Annotated in this window: 11 protein-coding genes and 1 pseudogene; 8 read left to right on the top strand and 4 right to left on the bottom strand. The window is 72.4% G+C overall.

Annotated elements, in window-relative coordinates:
• Positions 1-48 precede the first annotated feature (48 nt).
• Complete coding sequence (locus tag ACXJMZ_RS25020) at positions 49-2,976, bottom strand: ATP-binding protein (RefSeq protein ID WP_457032303.1); 2,928 nt, start codon at positions 2,974-2,976, stop codon at positions 49-51.
• A gap of 433 nt (positions 2,977-3,409) precedes the next feature.
• On the opposite strand from ACXJMZ_RS25020, the gene ACXJMZ_RS25015 reads away from it, so the two are divergent.
• Together ACXJMZ_RS25015 and exaC are read left to right on the top strand one after the other, a co-directional pair.
• Positions 3,410-4,213: a terpene synthase family protein gene (locus ACXJMZ_RS25015; RefSeq protein ID WP_457032302.1), complete on the top strand. Its 804-nt coding sequence runs from the start codon at positions 3,410-3,412 to the stop codon at positions 4,211-4,213.
• 168 nt (positions 4,214-4,381) lie between these two features.
• A complete protein-coding gene (gene exaC / locus ACXJMZ_RS25010) occupies positions 4,382-5,905 on the top strand; it encodes an acetaldehyde dehydrogenase ExaC (protein WP_457032301.1) in 1,524 nt (507 codons plus the stop codon).
• 132 nt (positions 5,906-6,037) lie between these two features.
• On the opposite strand, the gene ACXJMZ_RS25005 is transcribed toward exaC, so the two are convergent.
• Complete coding sequence (locus ACXJMZ_RS25005) at positions 6,038-6,379, bottom strand: SHOCT domain-containing protein (protein ID WP_457032300.1); 342 nt, start codon at positions 6,377-6,379, stop codon at positions 6,038-6,040.
• Positions 6,380-6,390: 11 nt separating this feature from the next.
• Positions 6,391-6,819 carry a DUF6325 family protein gene (locus tag ACXJMZ_RS25000; RefSeq protein ID WP_457032299.1) on the bottom strand — a complete coding sequence of 143 codons (429 nt, stop codon included), beginning with the start codon at positions 6,817-6,819 and terminating at the stop codon, positions 6,391-6,393.
• Positions 6,820-6,999: 180 nt separating this feature from the next.
• Between ACXJMZ_RS25000 and ACXJMZ_RS24995 the strand changes: the two genes are divergently transcribed.
• The 3 genes from ACXJMZ_RS24995 (at position 7,000) to ACXJMZ_RS24985 (ending at position 8,847) form a co-directional block, all read left to right on the top strand.
• Positions 7,000-7,323, top strand: coding sequence for a nuclear transport factor 2 family protein (locus ACXJMZ_RS24995; RefSeq protein WP_457032298.1), 324 nt, complete (start codon positions 7,000-7,002; stop codon positions 7,321-7,323).
• Positions 7,324-7,470: 147 nt separating this feature from the next.
• Positions 7,471-8,490, top strand: a complete 1,020-nt coding sequence (locus ACXJMZ_RS24990; protein ID WP_457032297.1) for a LacI family DNA-binding transcriptional regulator — start codon at positions 7,471-7,473, stop codon at positions 8,488-8,490.
• An 81-nt stretch (positions 8,491-8,571) separates the two neighbouring features.
• The gene (locus ACXJMZ_RS24985) at positions 8,572-8,847 is read left to right on the top strand and encodes a LuxR C-terminal-related transcriptional regulator (RefSeq protein WP_457032296.1); all 276 of its coding nucleotides are present in this window, start codon (positions 8,572-8,574) and stop codon (positions 8,845-8,847) included.
• 23 nt (positions 8,848-8,870) lie between these two features.
• Here the strand turns inward: ACXJMZ_RS24985 and ACXJMZ_RS24980 are convergent, their stop codons facing one another.
• A complete protein-coding gene (locus tag ACXJMZ_RS24980; protein WP_457032295.1) occupies positions 8,871-10,091 on the bottom strand; it encodes a serine hydrolase domain-containing protein in 1,221 nt (406 codons plus the stop codon).
• Between the two features lie 86 nt (positions 10,092-10,177).
• Between ACXJMZ_RS24980 and ACXJMZ_RS24975 the strand changes: the two genes are divergently transcribed.
• The 3 genes and pseudogenes from ACXJMZ_RS24975 to ACXJMZ_RS24965 all read left to right on the top strand — a co-directional run.
• Positions 10,178-10,693, top strand: coding sequence for an NUDIX hydrolase (locus ACXJMZ_RS24975; RefSeq protein ID WP_457032294.1), 516 nt, complete (start codon positions 10,178-10,180; stop codon positions 10,691-10,693).
• A gap of 68 nt (positions 10,694-10,761) precedes the next feature.
• Entirely contained in the window at positions 10,762-11,526 is a 765-nt protein-coding gene (locus ACXJMZ_RS24970) for a TetR/AcrR family transcriptional regulator (RefSeq protein ID WP_457032293.1), read from the top strand.
• Positions 11,527-11,604: 78 nt separating this feature from the next.
• Positions 11,605-12,959: pseudogene (locus tag ACXJMZ_RS24965) on the top strand (hypothetical protein); the annotation flags it as partial.

Here is a 12,959-nt window from a genome sequence, read left to right as displayed (position 1 = left end):
CTGGGCACCGCTCGGAGCCGGAGCTGCGGCCTACTCGGCCGAGTCCGGTCAGTCGGTGTCCTCCGGCTCCGGCCGGGGCAGGCCGAGTGCCTCGGCCAGGCCCTCGGGGCCGGTGCCGATCTTGCGGTGGACGGCGGCCAGCCGCCGGTGCACCAGGCTCAGCTGGACGTTGAGCTGGTCGGCGATCCGCTGCGGAGGAACGCCTTTGGCCGCCAACTCGGCCACCTTGCGCTCGTGCTGACTGAGCGACTCCTTGCTGAGGGTGCGCAGCCGGTTCGGCCGCAGCCCCGTCCTGGCCAGCTCACGCCGGGCCTTAGCGACCAGCCTGTCGGCTCCGCAGTTCTGGGCCAGCTCGATGCCCTGGTAGAAGTACTCGGCCGCCTCGGTCAGCCGCCCGGTCCGGGCCAGCGCACTGCCCAGGTCGACCAGCGAGCAGGCGAGTTCGTAGCTGACCGGGGACTGGGTGAGCAGGTTGACCGACTCCTCCAGCAGGGCCACCGCGACCTGGCCGTCCGAGACGGCCCCCTGGATCCGCAGCGCCGTACCGCGCGCCGAGGCGGTGCCGAACTTCTCCGCCCGCTCCACCGCCTGGGCCGCCATCTCGCGCGCCTCCTCAGGACGGTCGGAGGCCAGCGCGAGGGCCAGCTGACCGGCCCACGGTGCCCAGACCGGGTTGAACCAGCCGCGCTTGTCCAGCTGGGCGCCGACCGAGCGGAACACCTCGATCGCGCCGGCCCGGTCGCCCTTGGCCAGCAGCAGCTTGCCGTAGAGCGTGGGCGCGTCCGGCAGCACCATCGCGGTCGGGTGGTAGGGCGGCGCGAAGCGGTACTTCTGCGCCAGCTCCCACGCCTCGTCCACCCGGCCCCGGGCCAGCAGGGTGTCGCACAGCACGCCGACCACGTCCCACTGCAGCGGCAGGTCGGGGGCGATCCGCTCGGAGAGCCGCAGGCCACGGCGGAGGAAGTCCTCGGCCTCCGCGAGCAGCCCGCGCCGGAACCGGACCAGGCCCATCAGGAAGTACGAGAAGCCCCGGTGCGCACCGCTCCAGCCGGCCACCTCGAACTCGGTGATCGCCTCGGCGAACAGCTTCTCCGCGCTGTTCAGCTGGTCGGTGTAGGTGTACGTCAGGCCGATGATGGCGGGCAGCTCGAAGCCCCAGGTGGTGTTCCGCCAGCCCAGGCCCTCGGGCAGCCGGCCCGCGTCGGTGGCCTGCTCGACGAAGCCGAGTGCCCGGCCCGCAGGCTCCCCACGGAGCGTCAGATCCCAGGCCCGCAGGGTGTAGACGGCCCGCTCGGGTGTCTGCTGGCCGCTGATCCGGCCGCCCAGCTCGGCCAGCCGGCGGGACCGCTCCGGGCCGTCCGCCTCGTCGCGCTGCCAGGCGATCCACATGAAGTGCAGCGCCTCCAGCCGCAGCCGGTCGGTGCCGGGCGCCGTCCGCTCGGCCTCGATCCGGCAGACCTCCGCCGCCTCGATCAGCTCGCCGGAGTGCGCCAGCACCTCGGACAGCCGGAAGGTGGCGTCCACCCGCTTCTCCGGGCTGAGGCCGGGCTCCAGCGCGAGGGCCTGCTTGAGCTGGTGGACGGTGGCCAGCGGGTCGGTGAGCAGCGCGGCGCTGCCCGCCTCGTACAGCACCTCGGCCCGGACGTCCTCGTCCGGCGGCTCGTACAGGGCGCGCTGCAGACAGCGCAGCGCCGCCTCCGGGGCGCCGATCGCCAGGTGCTCGGTGGCGGCCTGGCGGAGCTTGGCCACCATCAGGTCGTCGCCCTCGGGGTGGGTCTCCAGCAGGTGGCGGGAGGCGTCCAGCAGCGAGCCGCCGGAGTTCTCGATCGCGGTGGCCGCGATGCCGTGCATACCGGTGCGGGTGTTGGGCGGCATGGTCTGGTAGATCGAGGTGCCGATCACCGGGTGGACGAAGTCGAGCCGCCCGTTCGGCCCGGTGGTGAGCACGTGGTGCCGGCGCAGCTGACGGACCGACTCCTCCGCCTCGGCCGGGCTCTGCGCGCAGATCACGGCCGCCAGGTTCTGCTTGATGTCGGTACCGAGCAGGGCGCAGGCCCAGGCGAACCGGATCACCCGGGGGCCGAGCTTCTCCAGCCAGTAGTCCATCGTCATGCCCTTGGCGGCGGCCGCCAGGTCGTGCAGCTGCTGGACGTTCTCCTCGAACGGCTCCAGCTGCTGCTCCCGGACCTCGCGCAGCAGCACGGCCACGTCGTACGGGTTGCCCCGGGTGACCGCCCAGACCTGACGGCAGAACAGGTCCTCGGCCTCCGGGCCGAGTTCGGTCCTGACCAGTTCGGTGACCGAGGCCGGGTTCAGCGGGCGGAGCACGTGCCGGCGGGTGGCCTGGCTCTCGATCTGCTGCTGGAGGCTGCGGCCCTCCTCCTCGAACTCGTTGCGGTGCGCGAAGACCAGCAGCACCGGCAGGTGCCTGGACCGGACCGCGAACGAGGCCAGCCAGGTCAGCGACTCCTGGTCCGCCCAGTGCAGGTCGTCCACCATCATCACCAACGGCGCACGGCGCGGTGCCAGTTGGGTGAGCACGTAGTCCAGGCCGTCCCGGACGCCCTGCGGGTCGAGCTGCTCCACCTCGCCGGACGGCGGGACCAGGCCGATCGCCGGGCCGACGATGCCGTACCAGCCGCCGAAGACCTCGATCCGCTCGGCCTCGGTGAGGTCGCCGAGCACCGGCAGCAGCAACTGCTTGAGGACGTGGAACGGTTCCTTGATCTGCCGCTCGCCGCCTCGACCGGAGAGCACCGTGCAGGTCTTCCTGAGCTTGGCCAGCCGTCGGACGTGGTCCATCACCGCCGTCTTGCCGAGACCGGCGGGCGAGGCGTAGACGAGGAGTTCACCGATCTCGGTGCCGCCGGCCTCGAAGTCCTGGCAGAGCCGGTCCAGCGCCTGCTCGGCGGTCCGCAACTCCTCGTCCCGCTCGCGCAGGTGACCGCCCCTGGCCCCGCCCTGATGATCGACCACTGCCCCAGCCTCCGCTTCGCACCCGTCCCAATGGACCTGTTGCGAGACTAGTACCGTGGCCGCCCCCGTGGCGCGCGTTCGCGCAGGCTGGAGTGCCCGTTCAGGGTTCGGTGCCGATGCCTGGGGCAAATCCTTTGGTACCCCTAACGTCTGATGATCAGATCAGATACTCTTCGCCCCGAACGGGGCGCCGCATGATCTTCAGTACGTAAACGGCGCGAAAGGCTACCTATCAGAGCCGTGGAGAGCGCCAAGAGCACGCACAGAACCGAGCGCCGGGAGTCCCATGTCCGACGAATGCTCACTCGAGCTTCCGTTCCCTCACCGTCGAAACCCGCACCAGCCCCACGCAACACAGCACCACCAGGAATGGCTGCACCGCCACCGCGAACTCGCCGCCTCCACCGGCGAATTGGCATATGCCGGCTGGGAGGTGCCCGAGCTCGCCGCGCTCACCTACCCGGAGAGCTCTGCCGAGGACCTGGACCTGGCGGCCGACCTGATGGGCTTCTACTTCCTGTTCGACGACCAGTTCGACGAAGCCCTCGGCCGGGAGCCGGAACGGGTGGCGGTGATCTGTGAACGCCTCACCGCCATCATCCACAGCACCAGACCGCTCGGCAGCACGCCCACCGAACGCGCCTTCGCCGACCTCTGGCGGCGCAGCCTGCAGGGGATGTCCGCCCGCTGGCGGGCCAGGGCGGCGTACAACTGGGAGTGGTACTTCGCCTGCCATCCCGCCGAGGCGGCCGGACGGATATCCAGCCGTCTCCCGGACCGCGAGGGCTACCTGATGCTTCGTCGGGGGACGGCTGCCATGGAGACCATCTTCGACATGGTCGAACGCCTGGGCCGGTTCGAGGTCCCGCAGGCGGTGCTGCACCACCCCGTGCTCCGCCAACTGCGGCAACTGGCCGCCGACATACCCTCGCTCTCCAACGATGTCCGCTCCTACGCCCAGGAACTGGCCCGAGGCGATGTCGCCAACCTGGTGATGATCGTCCAGCGTGAACGCGGCTGCCCGGCCGACGAAGCCGCCTCGGTGGTGATGGCCGAAGCCCAACTCATGGTGGACCGATTCGCCGAGCTGATGGACCAACTCCCCGAGATCTACAGCCTACTGGGTCTGACACCGGCCGAACGCCACTCCGCGCACAAGTACGCCGACGGGTTGGCCGCCTGGACCGCCGGCTACCTCCGCTGGGAGGCCGGAACCGGTCGCTACCTGGCCGGTTGAGCCGATCCGGAAGGCACCGTGGCGGCCGGGCCGCCACCGGGCTAGGGTTCCGCACGGGTCACTACTCCGAGTGTTCGAGCAGTGACCCTCGCACGTGTCGGTTCCCACCCACGGGCCGCCACCTCCGGCCCGGGGTACGCCTTCCAACAGCGAGGAGTACCACCGTTCATGACGGTCTACCAGCCTCCCGGCCAGCCCGGCAGCATCGTCGACATCCGCTCCCGCTTCGAGCACTGGATCGGCGGGCAGTGGGTGCCCCCGCTCCGGGGTGAGTACTTCGACAACCCCACCCCCGTCACCGGCCGCAGCTTCTGCGAGGTCGCCCGGGGCACCGCCGAGGACATCGAGGCGGCACTGGACGCCGCCCACGCCGCCGCCCCGGCCTGGGGCCGCACCTCACCCGCCGACCGGGCGCTGGTCCTGCTCCGGGTCGCCGACCGGATCGAGGCCAACCTCGAATCCCTGGCGGTGGCCGAGAGTTGGGACAACGGGAAGCCGGTCCGCGAGACACTGGCCGCCGACCTGCCGCTCGCGGTCGACCATCTCCGGTACTTCGCCGGGGCGTTGCGCGCCCAGGAGGGCGGGCTCTCGCAGCTCGACGAGGACACCGTCGCCTACCACTTCCACGAGCCGCTCGGCGTGGTCGGCCAGATCATCCCGTGGAACTTCCCGCTGCTGATGGCGGTCTGGAAGCTGGCGCCCGCGCTGGCCGCCGGCAACGCGGTGGTGCTCAAGCCCGCCGAGCAGACGCCGGTCTCGGTGCTGCTGCTGATGGAGCTGATCGCCGACCTGCTGCCCGCCGGCGTGGTCAACGTGGTCACCGGCTTCGGCGAGGAGGCGGGCAAGCCGCTGGCCTCCTCCGCCCGGGTCCGCAAGATCGCCTTCACCGGCGAGACCTCGACCGGACGCCTGATCATGCAGTACGCCTCCGCCAACCTGATCCCGGTCTCGCTGGAGCTCGGCGGCAAGAGCCCGAACCTGTTCTTCGCCGATGTGGCGGCCGATCAGGACGCCTTCTACGACAAGGCCCTGGAGGGTTTCGCGCTGTTCGCGCTGAACCAGGGCGAGGTCTGCACCTGCCCGAGCCGCGCGCTGATCCAGTCGAGCATCTACGACCGCTTCCTCGGTGACGGCCTGGCCCGGGTCGCGGCGATGCGGCAGGGTAACCCGCTCGACACCGAGACCCAGATCGGCGCCCAGGCCAGCGCCGACCAGCTCACCAAGATCCTCTCCTACCTCGAGATCGGGCAGGCCGAGGGCGCCAAGCTGCTCACCGGCGGCGAACGGGCCGACCTGGGCGGGGATCTGACGGACGGCTACTACGTCACGCCGACCGTCTTCGAGGGCGACAACCGGATGCGGATCTTCCAGGAGGAGATCTTCGGCCCGGTCCTCGCCGTCACCCGCTTCGAGGACTTCGCCGACGGGATCGCGATCGCCAACGACACCGCGTACGGGCTCGGCGCGGGCGTCTGGAGCCGGGACGGCTCCACCGCCTACCGGGCCGGACGGGAGATCCAGGCGGGGCGGGTCTGGACCAACTGCTTCCACCTGTACCCGGCCCATGCCGCCTTCGGCGGCTACAAGAACTCCGGCATCGGGCGGGAGACCCACAAGATGCTCCTCGAGCACTACCAGCAGACCAAGAACCTGCTGGTCAGCTACTCCCCGCAGGCGCTCGGCTTCTTCTAGCAGCGGGTGGGCCGGGGTGTGGCGGACACCCCGGCCCCAGGGCCTGTCTCAGTGACCGGCCCACTCCTGCAGCACGGCCCCGGCGTGCGCCCCGGTCGCCACATTCACCACGCCCTCGCCGCCGACGGCCGGTCAGCCCGACGCGAGCAGCCGGGCCTTGGCGGTGGCGAACTCCTCCGCCGTGAGCAGCCCCTGCTGGACCATCTGCCCCAACTCGGTGAGCTTGGAGGCCAGATCGGGCAGCGCGGGCGGCTGGTAGACCGGAGCCTGCGGTTGGTACGCGGGCGGCGGAGCGGCCTGTTGGGCCTGCAGGTCGGCGATGGCGGCGTTCTGGTCCTGCTCGTTGCGGGACGAGCGGGCGACGCTCCTGCCCGCCGCGTACGCGGCGCCGCCGACCACCAGCCCCCGGATCAGCGGGGCTCCCATCGGGCGGACGGCGCGGATCGGCCTGATCGGGCGCATAGGTCGGAACACGACGTCCTCCTCTACTTTCCGGCCGCGACGCGGGCCTCGGCGGCTCGCACGGCCTCTTCGATGTGCTCCGGCGGGATCCGCACGCCGGTGGCGATCCGGCCGCCGACCGCACGCAGGGCGTCGGCGGTGGCCTCGGCCCAGAGGTGCTCGATCAGCACCAGCAGTGCCACGTTGCCGGGCTCCAGCAGTTCGGCGGCTTCCTGGGCATCCTCGGGGCCGATCAGCGCCAGCTCGTCGAGGTCGTCCGGCACCACGCCCTGGAGGTGCTCGAAGTCGGCGAGTTCGCCGTAGGTGGCCTCGCCGTCGGCGTGCCGGGTGACGACCAGTGAGTCGATCACCCGGACGTGGCCCTCGATCCGCAGCCGGTCCAGGGCCTTGATCGCCTCGACGGTGATGGTCTCCTGCGGGAACGTCAGGACGAGCAGTTCGGCCGGCCCCATCCAGGGCTCCCTTCGGTGAGCGAATCCCCCATATCCGGATCAAAGCACACGAACTGATAAAGATGCCGCAGTTGGCGGCACGCCACGGACGGCCCAAGGTCATCGGGACTGCCCCGGGTGGAGTGTTCGCTGGGTCCGACAGCTGAGTTCAGCAGCCGCCCCTCCCCAGGAGAAGGACCGATGACCATCCCGCTCGACAAGCTCTCCGACCCGGCCGTGCGCACCTTCCTGGCCGCCCTCAACGCCAATGACCGGGACGCCTTCCAGGCCGCGCTCACCCCGGATGCCACCATGTCCGACGACGGAACGGACCGGAACCTCACCGAGTGGACCGAGCGGGAGATCTTCTCCTCGCACGGTCGCGTCGAGGTACAGACCGAGAAGGACAAAGGCCGCAAGGTGATCGCCGACTACCGCAACGACACCTGGGGCGTGATGCGGACCGCCTGGCGGTTCGACGTCAAGGACGGCCGGGTCAGCCGCTTCGAGACCGGCCAGGCCTGACGGGTCGACAGGATTGGTGAAGCGCTTCGACAGCAGGTCTGGACACGCGCCAAGTGCCTCTCTAAGCTCTCCGGGCAGGACAGCATCGAGACGGACAGTCGACACTGTCGAAGCGCTTCACCATCCGGCGCCCGACAGCGTCGCGAGATGGAGCACCGCATGGTCACGCTCGCCCAGGTCGCCCAGCACGCCGGGGTGTCGCCGAGCACGGTCAGTTACGTGATCAGCGGCAAGCGCTCGATCTCCCAGGACACCCGGCTCCGGGTGGAGCGCAGCATCGCCGAGCTCGGCTACCACCCGCACGCCGGGGCCCGGGCGCTGGCCAGCAACCGTTCACACGTGATCGCCCTGGTGGTGCCGCTGCGCACCGACATGTTCGTGCCGGTGATGATGGAGATCGCCATCGCGGTCACCACCACCGCCCGCCGGTACGCGCACGACATGCTGCTGCTGACCAGCGAGGAGGGGCCCTCGGCGATCAAGCGGATCACCAACAGCGGGCTGGCCGACGCGATGATCCTGATGGACGTCGAGTTGGAGGACGAGCGCATCCCGCTGCTCCGGCAGACCGGCACCGCCGCCGCACTGATCGGCCTGCCCGCCGACCCGGCCGGACTCACCTGCGTGGACCTGGACTTCGAGGCCACCGGGCGGCTCGCCGCCGACCACCTGGCCGACCTCGGGCACCGCGAGGTGGCGCTGATCGGCCCGGCCGAGTCGGTCTACCGGCGGCACACCGGCTTCGCCGAACGGACCCTGGCCGGGTTCCGGCAGCAGGCCGGGGTGCGCGGGCTGCGCTTCCTGCACCGCCCGTGCGGGGACGGGCACGAGGCCGCCAGCGGCACACTCTCCCGGATCTTCGAGGAGCGCCCCGGGATCACCGGCCTGGTGGTGCAGAACGAGTCCGCCCTGCCCCATCTGCTCGGCCAGCTCCGGCAGTCGGGCCGGGCCGTGCCCGAGGACGTCTCGGTGGTGGCGATCTGCCCCGACGACGTCGCCCTGCACTCCGCCCCCCGGCTGACCTCCGTCTCGGTCCCCGCCAAGGAGATGGGCCGACGCGCGGTCGAGCTGGTGATGGCCCTCGCGGCCGGCCACCCGGCCGAGGAACTCACCCTGCTCACCCCGGCCCTGACGATCCGGGAGAGCAGCGGTCCCGGTCCCCGCTGATTCCTTAGCCGGTTCCCCGTTCGCGCGCATCGCCGAGCGTCCGCCCTGCTTCGCCATGCCCACGCGCCCCCAGGAGCCGCCGTGAAGTCCGCCATGCACCCTGCCCCGACCGCTCCCCGCGTCCCCGCCCAGCCCGCCCAGCCCGGGCCGCACCGGCACCCGGCCGGGCTGCTGACCCCGTCCGAGCACCAGTTGCTGCTGCTGCTCGCGGAGGGCCTGCCGCTGGACTCGATAGCCCGTCGACTGGACACCTCCAGCCGGACCCTGCGCCGCCGGATCCGGGTGCTCTGCGACCGGATCGGCGTCCGCACCCCGCTCCAGGCGGCGGTCTGGGCTGCCCGGCGCGGTCTGATCTGAGCGACCGCAGCTCAAGAAAGCGGTCAGCCGGCCGCCAGGCACTTACGGACGGCCGCGATCAGCGTCCGGGAGCGGATGTCGCCGGTGACGCCGGGCTGCATGCCGTTGGTGACGTAGCCGAAGCCGATGCCGAGTTCGGGGTCGGCGAAGCCGAGGGAGCCCCCTCGGCCGGGGTGGCCGAAGGAGGCCGGGGAGGCCATCGGGGAGCTGGGGCCGTGGCGGAAGAAGCCGAGGCCGAAGGCAGTGTTGATGATCAGCACCCGGTCCGGGCCGCTGACCGCCGGACCCATCGCCTCCGCGAGCAGGCCGGACCCGAAGACCGCCGGGAGCAGTTCGCCCGGGGCCCCGCCGTGGCGGTCGGCCGCACCGATCAGCGCCGCGTAGAAGCGGGCCACCGAACGCGCGGTGCCAATCCCGCCCGCGCCGGGGATCTCGGCGGCCTGCACCGCCGGGTCGTTCAGGTCGACCTTCGGCCGCACCGCGCCGAACGAACGGGCCGTCAGCGAGGTGGGGTCCTGGTAGGCGTCCACCACCGACTGGCGGGGCCGCAGCCGTAGGCCGTTCGGACCGTTCAGGGCCGCCTCGGGGGCGGGCAGGTCGACCAGCCGGCCGACCCTGGGGGCGGCTCCGGTGGGCAGGCCGATCCACAGGTCGAGTCCGAGCGGCTGGGCGATCTCCTCGGCGAAGTACCGCCCGACGCTGCGCCCGGCGGCCCGCCGGACCACCTCGCCGACCAGCCAGCCGAAGGTGTACGGGTGGTAGCCGTGCGCCCGGCCCGGCTCCCAGAACGGCGCCTGCGCGGCCACCGCCGCGACGGCGGGCTCCCAGGAGATCACGTCCTCGACCCGCAGCGGCACGTCCAGCGCGGGCACCCCGGCCTGGTGCGAGAGCAGCCAGCGGACCGGGATCCGCTCCTTGCCCGCCGCCTTGAACTCCGGCCAGTACGAGGCGACCGGCGCGTCCAGGTCGAGCCGTCCCTGCCCGGCCAGGTGCAGCGCGGTGGCGGCGGTCAGCCCCTTGGTGACCGAGCGGAGCACCTGCGCGGTGTCGGCCGTCCAGGGGACCGCCGGGTCGGGGCGGCCGCCCACCTCGGGCCGGGCGTCGCCGCCCCAGATGTCCACCACCTTGCGCCCGTCCAGGTAGAGCGCGAACGCTCCGCCGAGTTCGCCGTGGTCGCGGAAGTTGCGCGCGAAGGCCTCCCGTACGGGCTCGAAGCCCTCCGCCGCCTCGCCCCAGATCTCCACCCGCGTGCCGCCTTCTGCTCGTCCGCTCCTCGCTTCTGAAAGATAGTCCGCTCATCCGGCAGACGCCGACTCGGTAGCGTGGGTCCATGACGAACCCTGCTGACGAAGTGCTGGACGTGGTGGACGGAGCGGACCGGGTGATCGGCACCGCCCCGCGCGGCGAGGTCTACCGGCTGGGGCTGACCCACCGGTGCGTCTTCATCCTGGTCCGCGACGCCGAGGGCCGGATCTTCACCCACCGCCGGGCCGCCGACAAGCTCTACGCGCCCGGCACCTACGACTGCTTCGTCGGCGGCGTGGTCGGTGCCGGGGAGACGTACGCGGCGGCGGCGGTCCGCGAGGCCGAGGAGGAGATGGGGGTCAGCGGGATCGTGCCGGTCCGGCTGTTCAAGTTCCTCTTCGAGGAGGACGGGCTGTCCTGGTGGTGCGACACCTACGAGGCCCGCTGGGACGGCCCGGTCAGCCCCCAGGTCGAGGAGGTCGACTGGCACGACTGGCTCACCGAGGACGAGCTCACCCGGCGGCTGACGGAGTGGCAGTTCGTCCCCGACGGCCTGGCCGCCTACCGGCACTACCTGGAGCACCGCAGGACGACCGGCTGACCCGGTGGCCGGCAGCAGTTGCCGCCCTGGCTCCCCCCGACCGGCCGGGAGCACTTAGGGTGGCGCTCATGGTTTCCCGTACGCCGCCGGTGGCGGACCGGCCCGAGCGAGCGCCGCGGCGCAGGCTCAGCGTGGACGAGCGCCGGGAGCAGCTGATCGCGGTGGCGCTCGACCTGTTCAGCCGGTCTGCGCCGGAGGACGTGTCGATCGACGACATCGCGGCTGCCGCCGGTGCCTCGCGGCCGCTCGTCTACCACTACTTCCCCGGCAAGCAGGCGATCTACGAAGAGGCGCTGCGGCGGGCCGGGCAGGAGCTGGCGGGACGGTTCGAGGAGCCGCACGAGGGTCCGCTCTCCGAGCGGCTGCTGCGGGTGATGGGGCGTTACCTGGACTTCGTCCGCAGTCACGGCCCCGGTTTCGCGGCGCTGCTGCGGGGCGGATCGGTGACGGCCGGACCGGCCGGCAACGCGGTGATCGACGAGGTGCGGCGGGCCGCCGCCGTGCAGATCCTCCGGCACCTGGCGGTGGCCGATCCCAGCCCGGGGCTGCGCCGGACGGTCCGCGCCTGGATCGCCAACGCCGAGATCACCTCGCTGGACTGGCTGGCCACACCCGAAGTCCCGCTGGAGGAGCTCCAGCTCCAGCTGGTGCAGGAGTTCGTCGCGGCACTCGCCGTGTGCGCGGCCCGCGAGCCCGCGCTGGCCCTCGAGCTGGCCGGTTTCCTCGCGGACGAGAGCGCCGACGGCCCGACCGGTCGGCTGATCCGCCAACTCGGGGGCCTGCTGGGCGTTCCGGGCCTGGCCGACGCGGTGGCGGCGCTGGCCGAAGGGTGACCTCGGCGGGATCCTGACGCCGGGTTCTGATAGAAAGTGGACGGAATTATCACCTGAGAACGAGGGGGGCTCAGCGGCATGAATCAGGACGGCTTCGCGGGCGCGGAACGGATCGGCGCCACGATCGACGTACTGGCTGACACCCTGTTGGGGGCCGACGCCACGCACTACCCGGCCGCCTCGCTGACGGCCTTCGACCGCGCCGCACACCCCTCCGCCGACGCCCTGTTCGGGCTCCGGCTGAGCCCCGGCGGGCCCGGCCTGCTGACGGTCCGTGGGCTCGGCACGGTGGTCGAGGCCGGCACCACGCGGACCGCTGCCGACGCCTCTGCCGACGCCGAGGCTCCGACGGCGGAGCTGTTCGCCCGTTACGGGGCCACGGACGTCTACGGGCTGCCGCTCGGGGCCGTCTCGGCGGAGCAGGTCGCCGTACCCGTCCGGCCGGAGTCGGCCGAGGCCTGGATGCGACCGGAGTTCCCGGCCGCCGTGGCCCGGTTCGCCGCCGAGCGGCCGGTCGCGGTGCCGGAGGAGCTGGCCACCGGGGCGGGCGTGGAGGTCCGTCTGGTGGTGCCGTCGGTCTTCCACCCGCTGACCGTCCGGGGCGACCGGCAGGCCCGGGCGGGTCATCTCGCCGAGGTGGCCGAGGAGTTGTACTCGGGCGCCCGGGCGCCGCGCCGACAGGACTGGTCGGTGCTGACCGGTCTGCTGGCCCAGCCGTCCGCAGCCGCCGGGGTGGTCTTCGCCGGGGTCGCCGCCCTCCAGCTGGACGGCCGGCGGAGCCGGGCCTCGCTGGTGGTCTCGCTGGCCTCGCACCCGCGTCAGATCTCCGAACTGTCCGCCGAGTTGGCGGACACCCGCCCGCAGGCCGAGGTCTGGACGGTGCTGATCCCGGCCGGTCCGACCGCCGTGCTGGTGGAGCGCCGGATCGCCCCGGTGCCGCCGCTGCTGCTGCCGGTCGGCCAGCCCGACAACGAGCCCGACGTCGCGGACAACACCCTCGTCTCGGTGCTGCAGGCCTTCCTGCCGCTGCCGGACGGTGTCTCGGTGCTGACCGTCCAGCTCGGCACCGCCCAGCCGGACGACTGGGACCTGTACGCGGCGACCTTCGCCGAGATCCTGGCGAGCATCCAGCTCGGCTGGGACGGCACCAGGGCCGCCCTCCCGCAGCTCCCGGCCCAACAGCCGGTCGCCCAGGCCCCGGTGGCGCAGCCGGTCGCCCAGCAGGCGGCCCCCCAGGCCCAGGCCCAGGCCCAGGCCCCGCAGGCACCGGCTCCGCAGGCGCCGCTACCGCCCGCCGTCGTCCCCCCGGTCCCGGCCGCGCCGCCGACCGTGCCCGCCCCGGCTCCGGTCGTCGCCGCCCCGGCGGCGCAGGAGCGCCCCAAGGGCGTCCGGGTCAACGTGCCGCCGGCCGACTTCAACCCCTTCGCTCCCCC

The organism is Kitasatospora sp. P5_F3 (assembly GCF_054049135.1).
The sequence above is the reverse complement of the archived record's forward strand: the minus strand, read 5'-3'. Positions and strand labels throughout refer to the sequence as shown.

Bases quoted from the DNA above. Each gene is read 5' to 3' on its own strand.
- exaC (WP_457032301.1), top strand. From the start codon at position 4,382: ATGACGGTCTACCAGCCTCCCGGCCAGCCCGGCAGCATCGTCGACATC.
- ACXJMZ_RS25000 (WP_457032299.1), bottom strand. From the start codon at position 6,819: ATGGGGCCGGCCGAACTGCTCGTCCTGACGTTCCCGCAGGAGACCATC.
- ACXJMZ_RS24995 (WP_457032298.1), top strand. From the start codon at position 7,000: ATGACCATCCCGCTCGACAAGCTCTCCGACCCGGCCGTGCGCACCTTC.
- ACXJMZ_RS24990 (WP_457032297.1), top strand. From the start codon at position 7,471: ATGGAGCACCGCATGGTCACGCTCGCCCAGGTCGCCCAGCACGCCGGG.
- ACXJMZ_RS24975 (WP_457032294.1), top strand. From the start codon at position 10,178: ATGACGAACCCTGCTGACGAAGTGCTGGACGTGGTGGACGGAGCGGAC.
- ACXJMZ_RS24970 (WP_457032293.1), top strand. From the start codon at position 10,762: ATGGTTTCCCGTACGCCGCCGGTGGCGGACCGGCCCGAGCGAGCGCCG.